Raw genomic sequence first — 17,198 nt, forward strand, 5'->3', positions numbered from 1 at the left:
GCTTGTTAATTTAGACTATCGGCTGATTTCATGACTCTCGTCTGCCATCTCCGTTAAAAAATTGTTACATTTTTTGTGGGTAGACAATTATTCCTTGACGCATCTCATCATGTCCAACAGCCTCTTACAGCCATTATCCCCAACAACCACAGATAATTTACCTGCTGGTGGACTAGACCCAGAACGCTTTGACTGGTTAGAAGTTTGGTATCCCGTCCACTACGTCGCAGACTTAGATAAATCTCAGCTAACACGCTTCACCTTACTAGAGCGAGACTTAGTTTTATGGTGGGACAAAAATGCACAAACTTGGCGAGCCTTTGAAGACCAATGTCCCCACCGTTTAGCCCCACTTTCCGAAGGCAGAATTAACGAAGATGGCTGGCTAGAATGTCCTTATCATGGCTGGGCATTTTCGGGAACAGGCAAATGTGAAAGCATTCCTCAACAAGTACCAGAGGGAAAAGCCGAAACATCCCCCCGCGCTTGTGTAAATTCATTACCAACCACAGTCCGCCAAGGGTTATTGTTTGTTTATCCTGGTCAACCTGAAAATGCTGCCAAAACACAAGTTCCCATCGTTGATGTTTTAGAAGAAGAGGCCGATGGCTGGGTTTGCCTGAATACCTTTCGAGACTTACCTTATGATGCTTTGACATTAATGGAAAACGTTCTCGACTCCAGCCACATTCCTTACACCCATCATCGTACAGTCGGCAACCGCGCCAATGTTGCACCCGTAGAATTAGAAATTGTTGAATCTGGTAAATGGGGATTTAAAGGCCTTTGGCAAGAAGGCCCCCGCAAAGGCACTTTAGGTAAACAAGATACTACCTTTATTGCACCTGGGTTGATGTGGCATGATCTCACATCCAAGCAATTTGGCAGAACCTTAACAGTCGTTTATGCAACCCCTATCCGCAAAGGAGAATGTCGCCTATTTGCCCGTTTTCCTTTCAAATTCTCATCAAAATTACCAGGGTTATTTCTCAAACTCACTCCTCGCTGGTACTCCCATCTAGGACAAAACAACGTACTAGAAGATGATCAGATTTTCTTACATCACCAAGAACGCTATTTAGAACAAAAAGGTGGCACTGATAACTTTACCAAAGCATTTTATTTACCAACAAAAGCTGATATTTTTGTATTTCAGTTACGTTCTTGGGTCAAACAATATTGTGCCGAATCATTTCCAGGTGAGACTTTACCACCGCCACTCCCCAAAGAAGCTTTATTAGATAGATACCATTCCCACACAAAACATTGTGGTAGTTGTCGCCCAGCGTTGAAAAACCTCCAAAATTTGCGTTTAGGCGTGGTGATAGCAACAGCATTAATTTGGAGTTTGCTGTCTTTATCAGTCTTATTTCCCGGTGATGTTTCTCATATCACCGTCATTATTGCCAACGTAGCTGTATTACTCGGTGGCGGTATTTGGTTTGGTTTAGGCAAGTTAGAAAAGCAATTTTATCAAGGGCGAGAAATTCCGCCAAGAAATATGGCTTCGTAATGAAGCAAGGTAAGTTGGGTGGAGCAATAGCGAAACCCAACAAGGTTTTGATAATATTCACTGTCGATCCCAGCCCGCACACATACTTTCAGGAACAGCTTCAACTCTTGGCCGTCTAGAGGGACAATAAAAGTCAAGACTTTGGAGTAATAGCTCATGGTTGATTAATGCAAAACTCTCCGGATAGCTTTTCTTGCTCCCGTATGCTTACCCTTTTCATTCTGAGGTGACGTGGTTAACATGGGTTGAACATATTTGTCATGATTCAACTTTATGGCTAGAACACCGAATGAATACGCTGTACACCTCTTCCTGGAAACTGGTCATCGTGAGGAAGTAAGGTTTCCCACTATTCAAGAATTCCAAAAATGGTATAGTGGCGAACTAGTGCCTAAGTCTGCCTCGAATGATTTTATTAGTGTACCGATCAAGAATATTCAAGGAGAGTATATGGTTGTCCGCCCATCTCGGATTGTAGCAATCCGGGTAGAACCACTGTTTAGTTCTAGTGTTGAAAGATTCGACTAAATCATGAGAAAAACCCTTGCTTTGGCTTCTTTGAGTCTGGGAATTGCCCTTGTAAACACAATTTGGCCAGCTGTTGCTCAAGTTCCGACGACGATACCGTTACCTGTACCGTTACCTACACAGCCAAGCCCTCAGCCTGAGCTACAATTACCACTCCAACCAGTTGACATTAGTAATACTTGTAATCCGGTATCTACTTGCTTGGGATGGGATGAGCAAATTTTTGGTCGTAAAGGTAAACCAGGCGATCGCAAAGCGCTCTTAGCCGCCATTGATAATAGTTTAGATTATTTGGCCAAAGATAAAGCGATCGCCGCCTATAACAATTATCCGGTGCCAGGAATTACCCGCGATCGCGTGCGACGCAGTTTATTGCGTTTTCGGCAATTAGTAGCAACTGCTAAATCTGCAACTCAACTCCAAGCTGCAATTCAGCGGGAGTTTGTGTTTTACAAGTCCGTCGGCAATGATGGCAAGGGTACTGTTAAATTTACTGCTTACTATGAGCCTATTTATCAGGCCAGTCGCGTTAAAACTTCTATATATAAGTATCCCCTTTATCAACTCCCACCAAATTTCGACCAATGGGCTAAACCTCACCCAAAACGAATTGATTTGGAAGGAAAAGACGGTTTACAAGGTGATAAAAGCCAGTTGCGTGGTTTGGAATTGATGTGGTTCCGCGATCGCCTAGACGCATATATGGTACATATCCAAGGGTCAGCCCAAATCAGGTTAACTAATGGCAAAACTACTTCTGTAGGTTACGCCGGGGGAACTGATTATCCTTGGACTAGTATTGGCAAAGAACTCGCTAAAGATGGCAAATTGCCACTGGAAGGCTTGACAATGCCACGTCTGATTAGCTTCTTCCGCCAAAATCCCTTAGAGTTAAATAATTATTTGCCCCGCTGGGAACGTTTCGTTTTCTTTAAAGAAGTTCCAGGGAGAAAAGCTACTGGTAGTCTTAATGAGCCAGTCACCGCCGAACGTTCGATTGCTACCGATAAATCTCTCATGCCTCCCGGCGCATTAGCAATCATTAATGGTTCATTCCCCTATCCGGCTGCTGGTGGCAAATTACAACCTCGGACTGTCAGCCGTTTTGTCTTAGATCAAGATACAGGCAGTGCGATTAAAGGCCCAGGCAGGGTAGATTATTTTATGGGAACTGGTAAACTAGCAGGCGATCGCGCTGGGATTACAGGTGGTAATGGTTCACTATATTATTTACTGCTGAAAAAATAGAAAGTTCGACTGGTGCGCCAAGCGCAGCGCCACCGCGATAGGCGGACTTTCTCAAAACCCTCACAGGCGGGTTTAGTTTGTATAGCCCCAGACTTCAGTCTGAGGGCTATTTGCTTCATACTTTAATAAGGGGGATAACCAAAATCATCCTCATCAGCATAAATATAGGAACTAGAAACACCCGCCATCACAGGTTTACTAGTTTCTGTTCTGACAGGTTCCTTGCCAAATTCTTTGTATTCTTCAAAATATTTGCAGATAATTGCCGACTCAGGCGCATCAGAAGCAATCAGGTATTGAGTTAATGTCCCAACTGTTGGATGTTTGTAATCTACAGTAGAAGCAACTAACACCGTGTTGGGTTCAATCCCTCTTTCTTCACACTCAATAATCGGACAAAAAATGCCATGCGCGTGGAATAATGGCCCTTTTGGTGTTACAGGTTGTTTACGATATACAGCATAAGTTCTTTCTAACTCTGCAACAAAACCACTCACAACTTTGCCTTGTTGAAACTCACAATAAGTTTTGCTGAAACTTGCTCCGGCTGCACCATTGAGAGTTAATTGCAATGGCAATTCATGTAAAAATTTCTTATCTTCACTAACTAAGAAAATTAAATAGCGCGTAAAAGTTTTAAATTTGAGTTTATCAGCTAAAAAGGCATCATAATTTTCTTTTAACGTGCCTAATTTCAACCCGGTTTCGCGGTCTTTGACTGATAAAGGCCCTCGACGCACAATCACCAAACGCGGTGTAGTAGAGATATAAACTGTTTCAACACCAGAGCTAAATTCATGCTCTACTTGCTGCCAATTTTCATCCGGCTGAAACCCCACAGCATTGGCATTATCTAGCTTGATGGCGAGACCATAGGTTTGCATACCATCTGTGCCATACCGAGGATTAATCATCTGACACCAAGGGATGACTTGAGAAGGCGGCGCATTAAATTTCTCGTCCTCAAAGTCGAACTTAGCAGATGCTTTCATCGTTTTAGGCTGTAGGTGTGTTTTGCTATCCAAGTTTACCGTTATGCGCTGATGTGGGAATTGTATCTCCCATTTGTACCATTCAAATGGTACATTCTGCACATTATGAAGTAGATTTTAACAGGAGGGAATACAGATTATCTCGCAACCAAATATCAAAAATGTTTGCCCCTACACCCTGTTTCCAGCTAGAAGTTAAAATAAACCCATCACTACCAGATGCAGTCATCTCCTCATGTCCCTCGCCAAAGAACTAGACGCTCCTCAAGCAACCCCAGAAGATGTTATCTTTCCTCCAGGTGATTTATACAGCGACGAACCGCCCTTGGAAACAGAACTGCATCTCCGGCAAATAATTTTACTTTTTAAATGCTTAGAGTGGTTGTGGCGAGACAGAAACGATTTCTACGCTGCTGGAAATCTGACTATTTACTACAGATGGAATAAACGCAAAGATGAACACTTCCGGGGGCCAGATTTCTTTGTTGTGCTGGATACAGAGCGTCGAACTCGTAAAAGTTGGGTAGTTTGGGAAGAAGAAGGGAAATATCCTAACGTAATTTTAGAAATTCTTTCAGAATCAACTGCGAAAACCGATAAAGATTTAAAGAAAAAACTATACCAAAATACTTTCCGCACACCTGATTATTTTTGGTTTGACCCAGAAACTCAAGAATTTGCCGGGTTTCATTTAGTTGATGGTCAATACCAAACTCTAGACCCCAATGCTCAAGGACATTTGTGGAGTCAGCAGTTAGGTTTATACTTGGGGATTCATGAAGGACTATTGCGATTTTTTACCCCAGAAAACCAATTAGTTCCTACACCAGAAGAAGCAGCAGAATTTGAACGTCAGCAAAAAGAACTAGCGCAAGCACGAGCCGAAAAGTTAGCCGCTAAACTGCGGGAACTAAATATCGACCCAGAAACAATTGATTAAGAGGGAATAGGTGATAGGTTACAGGTTACAGGTGATAGGGAAAAGTTTGCGAATTCATTTAGGACTTACGCATAAATGTTAATTATTGAGACTAAGTGTCAGGGTTTTGAACACCTACACCCCTACACCCTCATACCCTTACACCCCTAATTTTGATTATTATGCGAACGATCGCCGAAATTAATGATAAAGTCAGCCGCCAGTGTGCAGTCGTTTTAACAGTTGAAGAAGTCAAAGCACGAGTCGCAGAAGTCGGCGTAAGCAAAGTTGCAAAAGAAGTTGATGTGATTACAACTGGCACATTTGAGCCAATGGAATCCAGCGGTGCCATTATTAATCTAGGACACACTGACCCCCCCATCAAAATTCGCCGTTGCTGGATCGATGGTGTACCCGCATATTCCGGTTTTGGGGCTGTAGATTTATACTTGGGTGCTAGTTGTGTAGTGGACACAATGGACGGCGAAGAAATCCGGGAACGTGGTGGTGGTCACGTCATTGAAGATTTAATTGCAGGTAAACAAGTACAAGTGAGGGCGCAAGGACAAGTCACAGATTGCTACCCACGGGCAACTTTTGAAACAACTATTACCCGTGACACCATCAATCAATTTTATTTATTCAATCCCCGTAACCTTTATCAAAATTTTATCGTGGGTGTGAATGGTGGCGATCGCCCACTTTTTACTTATCTCGGCCCTTTACAACCCCATCTCGGTAACGCTGTCTACTCTAATCCTGGGGCAATTTCGCCTTTGTTCAACGACCCCGATTTGCAACTAATTGGCATCGGGACGCGGATTTTTTTAGGAGGTGGTATCGGCTACATCGCTTGGGAAGGAACGCAACACTTCCCCTTACAAAAGCGGTTAGCCAATCGCACACCCATTGGCCCAGCTGCAACCTTAGCCTTAATGGGGGATGCGAAACAAATGCAAGCCCGTTGGGTGCGTGGTTGTTACTTTAAAAGTTATGGCCCTTCATTGATGTTGGGTGTCGGGATACCATTCCCAGTCTTAAACGAAGTTGTCGTTGAACATTGTGCAGTGCAAGACAAAGATTTAGTCGCGCCCATCGTCGATTTTTCCATTCCCCGCCGCGTTCGTCCTACCTTTGGGTTAGTGAGTTACGCCCAACTCAAATCTGGGCGACTCACCATCGAAAATAAACCAGTGCGAACGGCACCTTTAGCCAGTATGTTCTTATCTCGGCAAGTCGCCCTAGAGTTAAAACAATGGATTGCAGCCGGCACTTTTACCTTAACAGAACCTGTCGCCCCAATTCCAATGGAGCGATCGTTCTTACCCCAAGATCGTTGGACAGATTTTTAATAAGGCAAAAGGCAGAAGGCAAAAGGCAAAAGTAAAAAGGCAAAAGAAAAGAATTAGCTCTTTACTTTTACCCTTCGGGTGACGCTGCGCTAACGGCAGTTGCTACTATGCGAGAAGCCGCGCAGAGCGCGTCTACAAGTCGGGAGACCCGCCCAACGCACTGCCTCACCTTTTTACTTTTTACTTTTTACTTTTTACTTTTTACTTTTTACTTTTTACTTACTCTTGTGGTGGCTTTTGTTTTTTAATCGGCTTAGGCGTAGGAGTAGAAGATTTTGGCAGCGGTTTAGACACCACCGAGGCTTCGCCACCGCCTATTTTCTTGATTGGGCGTGGGCTGGGGCTGTCTCCTCCAGTGCGTCTGGGGGGGAATGGTCGGCGACCACCGCCGCCACCACCACGGAAACCACCGGGGCCACCTCTTTGGGGGGGTCGGCGTTTTTTGGGTAGATCTGCGATCGCCTCAGCCGTTTCTATGGCTAATAAATCACCATCTCGTTTCACTTGAAAGTCCCAGAACTTACCCACAGCTTTGGTGGTGAGGACACCTTTGAGTTTTAGCTTAAAGTATTTAGGTTTTTCATCGTGTTTGCGAGCAGCCTGCTTAATTTTGACAACCAAGTTCTTGTCGTCAAAAGACTGATAAACTACCTCGCCACGCACAGAAAAACCACCATCGGGAATATCTGATGAAGGTTTAATGTCACTTTTATCAGTTACAGCATCATCGGCTGGTGGTAATTCATCATCTGGCGAATCTTGTGCTTGCTGTTTTGCCAGATTTTCTGGTTCCCACACGCCCACAATTTGCAAATGTAAGGCATCATTTTCTTGCTTAGTCCGTGGGTAAACCACCCACAGATGATTTTTTTCTAAATCAAGGTGATTCTTAACTAAGCTCATAATGCGACCGAGAAGAACGGCCTGGATTTCCACACCATCCGCAGTCAGGAGCGTACCTTGAGTAAACTGTTCACTGCTTGCAATGTAGCGACCACGGACTAAGCCGATCGCTCTGTACTGCATTGGTTCGCTGGGTGGGGGAATCGGTTGCTGTCGATTGGCTAAATAAGCATCGTTGTCGGTCTCACTAGGGTCAATAGTCGAATTTTCCGATTCAGAAATTGGAGCTGCTACTGTTGGTACATCAGCGGCTATATCTATCTCGGTTTCAGATTGATTGGACTCAGGCAAATTAGAAGATTCAGGCGAAGGCATCAGGTCGGAATTCATAAAAACTCCTTGCGGCGGAGACACATCCCATTGTGGGATTTTACTAAAGCAACTGGAAAGAGCGTTTGTGCGGCTGATGAAAGTATATTTATTTCCATCAAGGCACAGGACAACGCCCAATACAATTTAAAAACGCTAAATTTACATTTATACTCTAAATGTTTAATCTAGCGTCTAGACACCAGTTTCGGAAGCATATCATAGGTATAACTCTGACGGCTCCCCCTAAAGTCATCACTTACTTTAGCAGCGGAAATAGTTATTTGTTATAAAATTCACAGGCAATTGGCGGTATTCCGCAAAGTTTTGGAAATTTTTCATTTCCGATTTGTCAAGGAGGCAGGAGGAAGAAGGCAGGAGGCAGAAGGGAATCTCTATAAATAAATGGAGATTTAACAACAAAAGAGACTGTTGATTTGTGGTGCTACACGGTTCAAATTACATTTGTTGACTTTGTTAATAAATAAATTTTGTCCTCCTGCCTCTTTGAAGTTGCTCAACTTGGGCTTTGCCCAAGACCGCACTTCTCTCTGCCTGTCTTCATTCATAATGTCATTAGAGTTCTGGAGAATTACACAACTGTGTCTCAAACGCGTAATCGTTGGATAGTGCGAGTCATCTTGGCATTAGCCGTTCTGATGTTTGTGGGTGTATCTATAATTCCTATTATTAGCGCTTTTAATAGTCCAACACCGACAAGCCAGAATACTGCTCCTAAAGGTAACTTGGCTTCCTCTGACCAAAAATCAAAATTGCAAGACGAAGTACGGGGCTATGAACTAGTTTTACAACGGGAACCTGAAAATCAAACTGCCCTTAAAGGTTTATTACAAGCGCGGCTACAACTTTTAAGTCTGAATCAAGGTGATGTTCAAGGAGTAATTGTCCCTTTAGAAAAACTAGCTAAACTCAACCCCGAAAGGTCAGAATATGGAGTCCTCCTCGCTCAAGCCAAGCAACAAATTGGCGATAAAGAAGGAGCCGCCCAAGCATATCGCACAATTCTTGATACTAAACCCGGTGATTTGAAGGCTTTACAGGGTATGGTAGCGCTACTCTTAGACCAAAAACGCCCCGAAGCGGCTATTGGTCTATTACAAGAAACTTTAAATAATGCTACTCAAGCCAATAACATTCAGCCGGGAAGCGTGAATGTGATCGCTGTACAGGTGCTATTAGGCAATGTCTATGCTGCTCAAAAACGTTTTCCTCAAGCTGTGAATGTCTATGACCAAGCAATTAAGAAAGATCCCAAGGATTTTCGCCCAGTCTTAGCTAAAGCTATGTTATTGAAGGAACAAGGCAAAACATCTGAAGCTAAACCTTTGTTTGATAGTGCAGTAAATTTAGCGCCTGCTCAATATCGAGACGAAATTAACAAAGCCGCAACCGCTTCCTCCACTCCTGCGCCTGCTGTACCTGCTGCACCTGCACCTGCAAGTACTCCCAAGCCTTAATAAATTGGTTGGTTTAAGATAACTGTAAAAAATAAATTTTTTGGGGGTTTCTCTGGGAGGAACCCCTAATAAATGGGATAGTTGCAATTTAGAGCATAAAATGGCACTTCTACTGATCCACCTTGAAGAAAAAGAATCCTCGCCCTAAAAATGCGAGGAGTGTCAACAAAAGAATCGCTGAATTGGTATAAGCTAGTGCTGGCTTAATCTGTAAAAACTTTTAAGGAGCAACATTTGTAACTACTAATACAGGTTTATTCCGGTACTTTGCTTCTAGTTGCTTCCGCAAATTTAAATCCCAAGTCAGGTTGTAGTCTCGCTCTAATTCTGTAATAACGAGGGGACGCAGGACACCTGAGACAGATATTTGCTCTCCTGGCTTCACTTTTGCTTGTGGTTTTGTGTGTAGTACGAGTAAATCTTCGCCACCTAGCAATTTGTTTTCATCTAGAGTGTAGGCGATCGCACTATTGATGTTTGCAACTTTACCTGTGACTGTTAGCTTTTTACCATAGTAGGCGTTGGGGTTGGTAGTCAGTTCGCCTGGATTAGGAGATAAAGCCAGCGATTTAGCTACAATCACAGGTTGATCATCGTAATCTCTGTAATAGTCGGTCTGTAAATCTAATTTATAATCTTGATTAATTTGTGCCAAATCAAATCTGCGAACTTGCCCAGTAATTTGAATTGGGATGTTATTTGTACTGGGTAATGTAAAAGGTTGCCCTGTGGCATTAATAACTAAAATATTTTGATTATCAAATAGTTCTTTATCGTTAACTGTAAAGCTGGTAGGGCCAATTAATCTTATCGGTTGAGTTGTAATTGTGACACTTTTGCCAATAAGCTTATCTGTTTTATCTGTGACTTCTTCTATCTGGCTATCTACTATTTCTCGACTAACTTGGTTGCGTTGTTGTTCTGGCGTTGCTGGAGTTATCGCCTGTGGTTGGTTATAACTACATGCAGGAAGAATTATCGCCATTAATCCTATAGCGATCGCTCCTTTTGTCTGCTGAAGTTTTTGCATCCAATTACTATCAATGACGCTTAGATAATTCACAGTTAAACCTCTTTATTTTTACAAGCAATGATCTAGTTCTACAAATTCTTAGAGCTATTTTCAGCTAATTTGGTTTTCAATCAATATAATATCAGTGAGTAATTTATATAATTAGATTATGTTTTTACAATTAATTTTTCTTCTATCCTTTGAACAATTTTTTTCCTCTAACTTGAGAGAGATAAAAACTCTAGTTAGATGTATAAGTATTTTTATACAGCAGATTTAAAATGAGGACAGTACACAAGTTCAGACTAAAAGCTATAAATCAAGTCTGTAGTAATTCTAGATGATGACTCTTGCTGTATTTGTAGTTCATCAATTACATCAGAAAACGATAAACCATATCTTTGGGAAGATGTGGAGACAAACTAACAAAGATAAATTTTATTGATTTACTGTTTCACACTCAGCAAGCTCCTCAAGAAAATTCTTGGGGGCTTTATTAATGGTAATAAAAGACATAAAAAAGTAGGGTGAAAATTTTCACCCTACTATTAATCATCTGCTAGAAACTTATGACACAAATTTATCTTGTTGACCTTGAGAACAGCGGTCAAACCATTCTTGATATTTTTGTTTGAGTGATTCATCTTCACATAAAATAGAGACTCGCACTCGCTGACAGCCATGATTTTTTTCGAGAGCGATCGCATTTAATAGTAAGCTGGCTATTTTAGGTGAGCTAAATTCTCCACTCACTGTTAAATCGCTGGCGAAGTTACTACCTGCTGTACTTCCAGCGTCAGTAAAAGCAATCTCAGAAATTTCTTCTAAACCTAAATCAATCTCTGCAAGTTGCTTGTGTTGTGGACTAACTTGTTCCACTATTAACTTTTCACGTCGGACAGGAACTTGTACCATCCGGGTTTCAATTTTTTTACGAACAATTACTTCGCCAATTTTATGTATACTGCTATCAACTATTAACTGTTCTTCTAGTAAACGAACAATTGTTTCTTCCGAAAATTCCTCTAAATTATCTGTGTCCATACTACTATTCTCTATTTCAGCCTGGTCTACTTGCTCGGTAGTATTATCAGATAATACCTGATATCCAATTATTTGATGTTTTAAATCTTCAGGCATATATTCAATTGCTGCTGCATCTATGTTTAAAAAAATAGATTTAGTAATAGTGTCTATTCTTTGAATTTTTTGGCTCCACACTAGAGCCAACTTTTCTTTGATTACTGGTTGTTCGCTTTCTGGGAGAATATTTACCTGTTGGGATATAACTAAATTTAGTCGCCGCTGATTATCTAAGATTAAATCTTTGACTTTGCCAACCAGTTGACCTTGATTATCTATAACGTCAAAACTTGCGACCTTAATTTTTAAACTTGCTAATAAGTTATGAATACTAGGTTTTTGATTAATTTGTTCAATATTATTGATCATGGGTTGGCTATTTATCACCCTAATTTGATAGTTCTAAGTACAGGTAAAGCTGATTAACTCACCTTACCTGTACTATGTCTAATTAATGATTAGTCAATAATTAATTAACTAATCATTATTGTGAATTAGCGTTCTTCAATGGGGAGTCCAGGAGCATTCACATCTAACTCTTCCCGGCGGATTGTTTCTTGAGCTTCAACGGTATCTTGTTCTACCACTTTTCTGACTCTAACTTCTTCGCGGACAAATGCTTCCTTGCGAATGTCAGCAGTTTCTTCATAAATTTCTACACGCGCAACTTCTCCTTCCCGGAAGTCAGCTTCACCAGGAGAAATAGCCCTACCTGCATCATCTGGGGTAATGCGTTCGATGACAACATGTTCACTTTCAACGGGAACTGCTACTCTTGCAGTTTCGGTTTCTATGCGCTTACCAACAGCTACTTCGCCAGTCTTTTGACGTTTCTTATTTGCAACTAGGCGCTCTTCATATAGCCTCAAGGTTTGATGATCTCGATCATTTAACCCAAATAAATTAGGCTCTTTGTCGTAATTATAGGTGTCGCGGGTGTAATTTGGTGTGGTGACAGGTGTCGTTGCTGTATAACCTGTATCTAATGTTGAAGTTGTGTCTACAGGTGTGGCTGTGTCTACAGCCGTGGTGCTATATTTTGGATTGCGATAAACGCCGCGTACCCGTTCTTCATAATCGTAATCAACTTGGCGTTCATCAAATTCTGGTAAGTCTTCTGCTTGGTCTCTGGTCATGCCAACAGCATAGACGCGATCGCGACCATAATCAATGCGGCTTCGACCTACTGGCAATAATACTTTTTTACCAAAAATCCAGAAACCTAAGTCAACAACTAAATAACGAAAATGTCCTTCGTCATCTACTAAAACGTCATTGACTGTACCGATTTTTTCATCAGTTCCTTCTGTATATACGCCTAACCCTTTAATATCGTTACCTTGAAAAGAGTCACGATAGTTAGGATCAAATTCATTTAATTTGTAAAGAGCCATTATATTTTACCTCTGAACTCTTATAAGACTTTCAACTATTAATGTTAAAAATTTATTCTGTGAAATACATCTTTCTCTCGAATGAATTGCCTTAAGTCAAGATTATCAAAAGTGATAGATTTTTATGACTGGGCAAATTGCATTTAAAGAATGACATGATTAAAAATATCATGCCACAATATTGAATTTATAATTAAAGTCTATGTGAGATCAATTTCACCAAAAATCAGCTACAAAATAGATTGTCAGTCATTAGCCATTTGTTGCTGATTTTTAGAACTACAAATGACTAATGAGATAACTACTTTGATTTAGATGTGTTTTGGCTCAATTAAAGAGTCCCCTGGCTATTTCTAGCAGCATCATCTACATGTAATTCACCTGTAGTATTAATATCTAACTCTTCCCGTCGAATTGTTTCTTCTGCTTCGACTGTATCTCGCTCTACTAATTTTTTAACTCGTACTTCTTCCCGGACAAACGCTTCTTTGCGAATTTCTGGTGTTTCTTCGTATACTTCTATGCGTGCTACTTCACCCTCTTGAAACTGGAGTTCGTTAGGCTCGACAAATGTTTCTGTTTCGGCTGGGGAAACTCGCTCGATAACTACACGCTCTTTTTGAATGGGGACTGTAACTCGTGCAGTTTCTGTTTCAATATGTTTACCAACTGTTACTTCCCCAGTTTTAACGCGATGCTTATTTGCTATTAGCCGTTCTTCGTAAAGTCGGAGAGTTTGATGATTTTGCTCATTCAAATCGTATAAATTCGGTTCTGTTTGATAATTGTATGTATTGCGATCGTAAGTTAAATTGCTGTTGACTGGACGAAATACACTGCGTACTCTTTCTTCGTAGTCTTCATCAACTGTATAGTTTTCGTGATATTCAGGTAACATTTCTACTTGCTGTTTACTAAGTCCATCAACATATACCCGCTTTTCTGGATAGTTAATACGTGAAAGACCAATCGGTAGTAAAATTCTTTTACCAAATGTGTCAAAGCCTGTATCAATGACTAAATAGCGAAACCGCCCATTTTGGTCAACTAAAGCATCACTAACTGAACCAACTTTAATTCCTCCTTCAGTATAGAGATCTAAATCTTTAACATCATCACCAGCAAATGTTTCGCGGTATTGGGGGTCAAATTCTTCGAGTTTATAAAGAGGCATAGTTTAGAAATTCTTGAGAAATGTATTTTAACTCTAGACTAAACATTATTGTGTTTTAAATCCTCTGGCTGATGGCTGAATTCAGGAATAGATTTATTTTTTCTAACTTATACTTTATGATGAAAATATCAATAGATTATGCTGGATAAATAACCAGTTAGCTTAATACTTAAGTTAGATAAAATAGCACAAAAAATATTCCATAAGCAGGAAGATAGTTTAAGCAAACACTTGTAGCTAATCACTAGTGTTGAGCATAGTTTGAGCAGCGGCAAAACAATTCTGCTCAATGGCTGGGCTGAAAATCTCTGGTTGGAGTCGAGCGTTTTGGTACTCACGCTGGTAGACCTGACGCGGAAACTGCATACGACATCAGTTCTCTCTCCTTGGGAGCATCCGATTTTACTCAAGGCATTCGTGACCACTGGGGTGGTGAAAATCGATAACATTAAGGAGGCGTGCTGTGGTGAGAAAAAGTTGCACACGGCGTTCATTAATAATTTTCAGCGTCACCCAGATATTGTTTCCTGCTCAGTGACATAAAATAGAAAGTCTAAAACTCTCTAGTCAAGATACAATTCGATCTGGCAAAAGCTGTTAAAGTCCATAAATTATTTATCGATTCTGAAACCACCATATATGAGCATTCACGAAGTATTCATGCCGGCGCTTAGTTCCACCATGACCGAAGGTAAAATAGTCTCCTGGGTAAAATCGCCAGGGGATAAAGTGGAAAAAGGCGAGACAGTGGTGGTTGTCGAGTCAGATAAGGCAGACATGGATGTAGAAACCTTCTATGAAGGATATCTGGCACACATCATTGTCCAAGCTGGTGAGAGTGCTGCTGTTGGTAGTGCGATCGCTTACGTTGCGGAAACCGAAGCAGAAATTGAAGCAGCAAAATCTCTGGCTAATTCTGGTAGCACTGCGGTGACAGCACCTGCTCCCGAAAAAGTCCCAGCAACAGCAGGTGTCGGCGCATCCACCGCCACCACTCACAACGGTAACGGCTCAAACCACAAAGAAGGTAGACTTGTCGCTTCGCCCCGCGCCCGCAAGTTAGCAAAAGAATTAAAAGTTGATTTAACCAGCCTCAAAGGTAGTGGCCCCTACGGTCGGATTGTAGCTGAAGATGTGGAAGCTATAGTTAATAAAGGTAAACCAGCGGCTCCCACCACCCCCGCACCAACTGTTGCGCCAGTAGTTCAACCACCTACACCTGCGGTAGCAGCCGCAGCACCCGCACCGGTTCCCGCCGCCAGCAGTGCAGTTCCTGGTCAAATCGTACCTTTGACTACTCTGCAAAATGCTGTAGTTCGGGGGATGGTTGCTAGTTTAGCTGTACCTGTTTTCCGTGTAGGCTACACAATTACTACCGATGGTTTAGATAAACTTTACAAACAAATTAAATCTAAAGGCGTGACAATGACTGCGCTGCTGGCAAAAGCTGTTGCAGTGACATTGCAAAAACATCCATTACTTAACGCCAGCTACTCAGATCAAGGAATTGTCTATCATTCTGATATCAACATATCTGTAGCTGTGGCAATGGATGACGGCGGATTAATTACACCAGTATTGCGAAATGCAGATATGGTAGATATTTATTCCCTCTCACGCAATTGGAAATCTTTAGTAGACCGCGCTCGCGCCAAGCAACTACAACCTGACGAATACAACAGCGGTACTTTTACACTGTCTAACTTAGGGATGTTTGGTGTTGATACTTTTGATGCAATTTTACCACCTGGTCAAGGTTCAATTCTGGCGATCGGTGCAGCTCGTCCCCAACTAGTAGCTACTTCTGATGGTTTATTTGGGGTACACCAACAAATGCAGGTAAATATCACCTGTGACCACCGAATTATTTATGGCGCTCACGCCGCAGCCTTCCTGCAAGACTTGAGCAAGTTGATTGAAACTAACGCTCAATCTTTAACTCTCTAACTTAAATTACTCAAATAATAAAAGTCAAATTTGAGACCTGGAATTTTCTTGCAAGAATCCAGGTCTCTGTTTTTATGTTTATTTTCAAGTAAAAATACTGAACTTGGCACAATAATAACAACTATATTATTGAATCTATCTAAAGTACATTTGGCTCGTTTATTCCTCAAACAACAGCCAACAAGATCAAGATTAGGAGATTACATGGCTTATCGCTACAAAATATTGTCTATTGACGGCGGCGGTATTCGCGGTGTTATACCAGCAATTATTCTAGCCGAAATCGAAAAACGCACGGGTAAACCGATTTGTCAGCTATTTAATTTAATTGCCGGAACCTCAACAGGCGGAATTTTATCTGCTGCTTTAACTAAGCCACATCCTAGTAATCAAAATATTCCCCATTTTAAAGCAGAAGATTTAATTGATATCTATCGCAAAGAGGGAAAGCGGATTTTTGCAGAATCTACACTAGCAAAAAGCATCAAAATTGATGATATTTTAAAAGCAAAATATTCTTCAAAAGGCCGAGACGAAGTTTTAACAGAATATTTGCAAGATACTTTTCTTAAAAAAGCATTAACCGACCTATTTATCACTAGCTATGACATTGAATTGCGAATGCCTATTTTCTTTGTCAATAATGTAAAAGACCAAAAATTAGGCGAAAACTTCCGCAAAATTTGTGACGGTTACACCATGAAGCAAGCCGGAATGGCTACATCTGCTGCACCAACTTATTTTAAACCTTACAAAATTGATACAGCTGACCCGACAAATGGCGGTTACTATGCCTTGGTGGATGGTGGTGTATTTGCTAATAATCCTACTTCCTTGGCAATTATGGAAGCTTTAATTTCTTCCGCTAGACCTGATCCGCAACACCCTGATAAAACACCGCTGACTATCAATGATATTCTGGTCGTCTCATTAGGTACAGGTTCTCTTAATCGTCGATATAATTACGATCAAGCTGTGGAATGGGGACTGATTCAATGGGTACAGCCAATGCTAAATATTACCTTGGATGGTAGTAGTGAATCGGTAGCTTGTCAGTTAGAGCAATTGTTACCACAAGCTGATGGTTATCCTAAACAATACTATCGTTTTCAAAGACAATTAACGAAAGCTAATGACAATATGGATGATGCAAGCCCAGAAAATATTGCACGATTGATTACATTAGCAAAACAGATTATTGAGCAACGAGATTCTGAATTAGATGAACTTTGCCAGCAACTAAAACAAGGACTGTATGAGCAAGAACAGCCAGAAAAATCAGTTCTTGTTGGGATATAAGTTTTCAGAATTTACAAGTCTATCTTAATATCACATAGTTAGATAGA

General features: G+C 41.1%; 15 protein-coding genes. 8 read left to right on the plus strand and 7 right to left on the minus strand.

Translation table 11 applies throughout. From position 1 onward, the window contains the following. Window positions 1-109 precede the first annotated feature (109 nt). The 3 genes from AC504W_RS21495 to mltA all read left to right on the plus strand — a co-directional run bounded on the left by AC504W_RS21495 (window position 110) and on the right by mltA (window position 3,289). On the plus strand, window positions 110-1,513 hold the full coding sequence (locus AC504W_RS21495; RefSeq protein WP_494874251.1) for an aromatic ring-hydroxylating dioxygenase subunit alpha: 1,404 nt from the start codon (window positions 110-112) through the stop codon (window positions 1,511-1,513). A 273-nt stretch (window positions 1,514-1,786) separates the two neighbouring features. Beyond that, a complete protein-coding gene (locus tag AC504W_RS21500; RefSeq protein ID WP_015112827.1) occupies window positions 1,787-2,041 on the plus strand; it encodes a hypothetical protein in 255 nt (84 codons plus the stop codon). A 3-nt stretch (window positions 2,042-2,044) separates the two neighbouring features. After that, window positions 2,045-3,289 carry a murein transglycosylase A gene (gene mltA / locus AC504W_RS21505; RefSeq protein ID WP_494874253.1) on the plus strand — a complete coding sequence of 415 codons (1,245 nt, stop codon included), beginning with the start codon at window positions 2,045-2,047 and terminating at the stop codon, window positions 3,287-3,289. Window positions 3,290-3,411: 122 nt separating this feature from the next. On the opposite strand, the gene AC504W_RS21510 is transcribed toward mltA, so the two are convergent. Then, window positions 3,412-4,281: a DUF5895 domain-containing protein gene (locus AC504W_RS21510; RefSeq protein ID WP_494874254.1), complete on the minus strand. Its 870-nt coding sequence runs from the start codon at window positions 4,279-4,281 to the stop codon at window positions 3,412-3,414. A 235-nt stretch (window positions 4,282-4,516) separates the two neighbouring features. On the opposite strand from AC504W_RS21510, the gene AC504W_RS21515 reads away from it, so the two are divergent. Then, window positions 4,517-5,221, plus strand: coding sequence for a Uma2 family endonuclease (locus AC504W_RS21515; protein ID WP_494874255.1), 705 nt, complete (start codon window positions 4,517-4,519; stop codon window positions 5,219-5,221). Window positions 5,222-5,382: 161 nt separating this feature from the next. Then, on the plus strand, window positions 5,383-6,552 hold the full coding sequence (locus AC504W_RS21520; RefSeq protein WP_494874256.1) for a homocysteine biosynthesis protein: 1,170 nt from the start codon (window positions 5,383-5,385) through the stop codon (window positions 6,550-6,552). Between the two features lie 219 nt (window positions 6,553-6,771). Here AC504W_RS21520 and patR read toward each other — a convergent pair whose 3' ends face one another. Next, window positions 6,772-7,785: a heterocyst master regulator PatR gene (gene patR / locus AC504W_RS21525; protein WP_494874257.1), complete on the minus strand. Its 1,014-nt coding sequence runs from the start codon at window positions 7,783-7,785 to the stop codon at window positions 6,772-6,774. Window positions 7,786-8,366: 581 nt separating this feature from the next. On the opposite strand from patR, the gene AC504W_RS21530 reads away from it, so the two are divergent. After that, window positions 8,367-9,242 carry a tetratricopeptide repeat protein gene (locus AC504W_RS21530; RefSeq protein WP_494874258.1) on the plus strand — a complete coding sequence of 292 codons (876 nt, stop codon included), beginning with the start codon at window positions 8,367-8,369 and terminating at the stop codon, window positions 9,240-9,242. Between the two features lie 220 nt (window positions 9,243-9,462). Here AC504W_RS21530 and AC504W_RS21535 read toward each other — a convergent pair whose 3' ends face one another. From AC504W_RS21535 to AC504W_RS21555, 5 genes are all read right to left on the minus strand, one after another. Next, window positions 9,463-10,305 (minus strand): hypothetical protein, encoded by an 843-nt coding sequence (locus AC504W_RS21535; RefSeq protein WP_494874259.1) that lies wholly within the window; start codon window positions 10,303-10,305, stop codon window positions 9,463-9,465. Between the two features lie 516 nt (window positions 10,306-10,821). Further along, window positions 10,822-11,706 carry a DUF2382 domain-containing protein gene (locus AC504W_RS21540; RefSeq protein WP_494874260.1) on the minus strand — a complete coding sequence of 295 codons (885 nt, stop codon included), beginning with the start codon at window positions 11,704-11,706 and terminating at the stop codon, window positions 10,822-10,824. Window positions 11,707-11,831: 125 nt separating this feature from the next. Continuing rightward, window positions 11,832-12,731: a DUF2382 domain-containing protein gene (locus tag AC504W_RS21545; RefSeq protein ID WP_494874261.1), complete on the minus strand. Its 900-nt coding sequence runs from the start codon at window positions 12,729-12,731 to the stop codon at window positions 11,832-11,834. A 331-nt stretch (window positions 12,732-13,062) separates the two neighbouring features. Then, the gene (locus AC504W_RS21550) at window positions 13,063-13,905 is read right to left on the minus strand and encodes a DUF2382 domain-containing protein (protein ID WP_494874262.1); all 843 of its coding nucleotides are present in this window, start codon (window positions 13,903-13,905) and stop codon (window positions 13,063-13,065) included. 237 nt (window positions 13,906-14,142) lie between these two features. Next, window positions 14,143-14,271, minus strand: coding sequence for a hypothetical protein (locus tag AC504W_RS21555; protein ID WP_494874263.1), 129 nt, complete (start codon window positions 14,269-14,271; stop codon window positions 14,143-14,145). A gap of 273 nt (window positions 14,272-14,544) precedes the next feature. On the opposite strand from AC504W_RS21555, the gene AC504W_RS21560 reads away from it, so the two are divergent. Both AC504W_RS21560 and AC504W_RS21565 read left to right on the plus strand, forming a co-directional pair. Then, entirely contained in the window at window positions 14,545-15,852 is a 1,308-nt protein-coding gene (locus AC504W_RS21560) for a dihydrolipoamide acetyltransferase family protein (protein ID WP_494874264.1), read from the plus strand. A 129-nt stretch (window positions 15,853-15,981) separates the two neighbouring features. After that, window positions 15,982-17,151, plus strand: a complete 1,170-nt coding sequence (locus AC504W_RS21565; protein WP_494874265.1) for a patatin-like phospholipase family protein — start codon at window positions 15,982-15,984, stop codon at window positions 17,149-17,151. Window positions 17,152-17,198: the final 47 nt, after the last annotated feature.

The organism is Nostoc sp. C96 (assembly GCF_059384975.1).

What these genes read in the sequence shown, in the direction of transcription:
- AC504W_RS21495 (WP_494874251.1), top strand. Translation starts at nt 110, where the DNA reads ATGTCCAACAGCCTCTTACAGCCATTATCCCCAACAACCACAGATAAT.
- AC504W_RS21500 (WP_015112827.1), top strand. Translation starts at nt 1,787, where the DNA reads ATGGCTAGAACACCGAATGAATACGCTGTACACCTCTTCCTGGAAACT.
- mltA (WP_494874253.1), top strand. Translation starts at nt 2,045, where the DNA reads ATGAGAAAAACCCTTGCTTTGGCTTCTTTGAGTCTGGGAATTGCCCTT.
- AC504W_RS21510 (WP_494874254.1), bottom strand. Translation starts at nt 4,281, where the DNA reads ATGAAAGCATCTGCTAAGTTCGACTTTGAGGACGAGAAATTTAATGCG.
- AC504W_RS21515 (WP_494874255.1), top strand. Translation starts at nt 4,517, where the DNA reads ATGTCCCTCGCCAAAGAACTAGACGCTCCTCAAGCAACCCCAGAAGAT.
- AC504W_RS21520 (WP_494874256.1), top strand. Translation starts at nt 5,383, where the DNA reads ATGCGAACGATCGCCGAAATTAATGATAAAGTCAGCCGCCAGTGTGCA.
- patR (WP_494874257.1), bottom strand. Translation starts at nt 7,785, where the DNA reads ATGAATTCCGACCTGATGCCTTCGCCTGAATCTTCTAATTTGCCTGAG.
- AC504W_RS21540 (WP_494874260.1), bottom strand. Translation starts at nt 11,706, where the DNA reads ATGATCAATAATATTGAACAAATTAATCAAAAACCTAGTATTCATAAC.
- AC504W_RS21545 (WP_494874261.1), bottom strand. Translation starts at nt 12,731, where the DNA reads ATGGCTCTTTACAAATTAAATGAATTTGATCCTAACTATCGTGACTCT.
- AC504W_RS21550 (WP_494874262.1), bottom strand. Translation starts at nt 13,905, where the DNA reads ATGCCTCTTTATAAACTCGAAGAATTTGACCCCCAATACCGCGAAACA.
- AC504W_RS21555 (WP_494874263.1), bottom strand. Translation starts at nt 14,271, where the DNA reads ATGCAGTTTCCGCGTCAGGTCTACCAGCGTGAGTACCAAAACGCTCGA.
- AC504W_RS21560 (WP_494874264.1), top strand. Translation starts at nt 14,545, where the DNA reads ATGAGCATTCACGAAGTATTCATGCCGGCGCTTAGTTCCACCATGACC.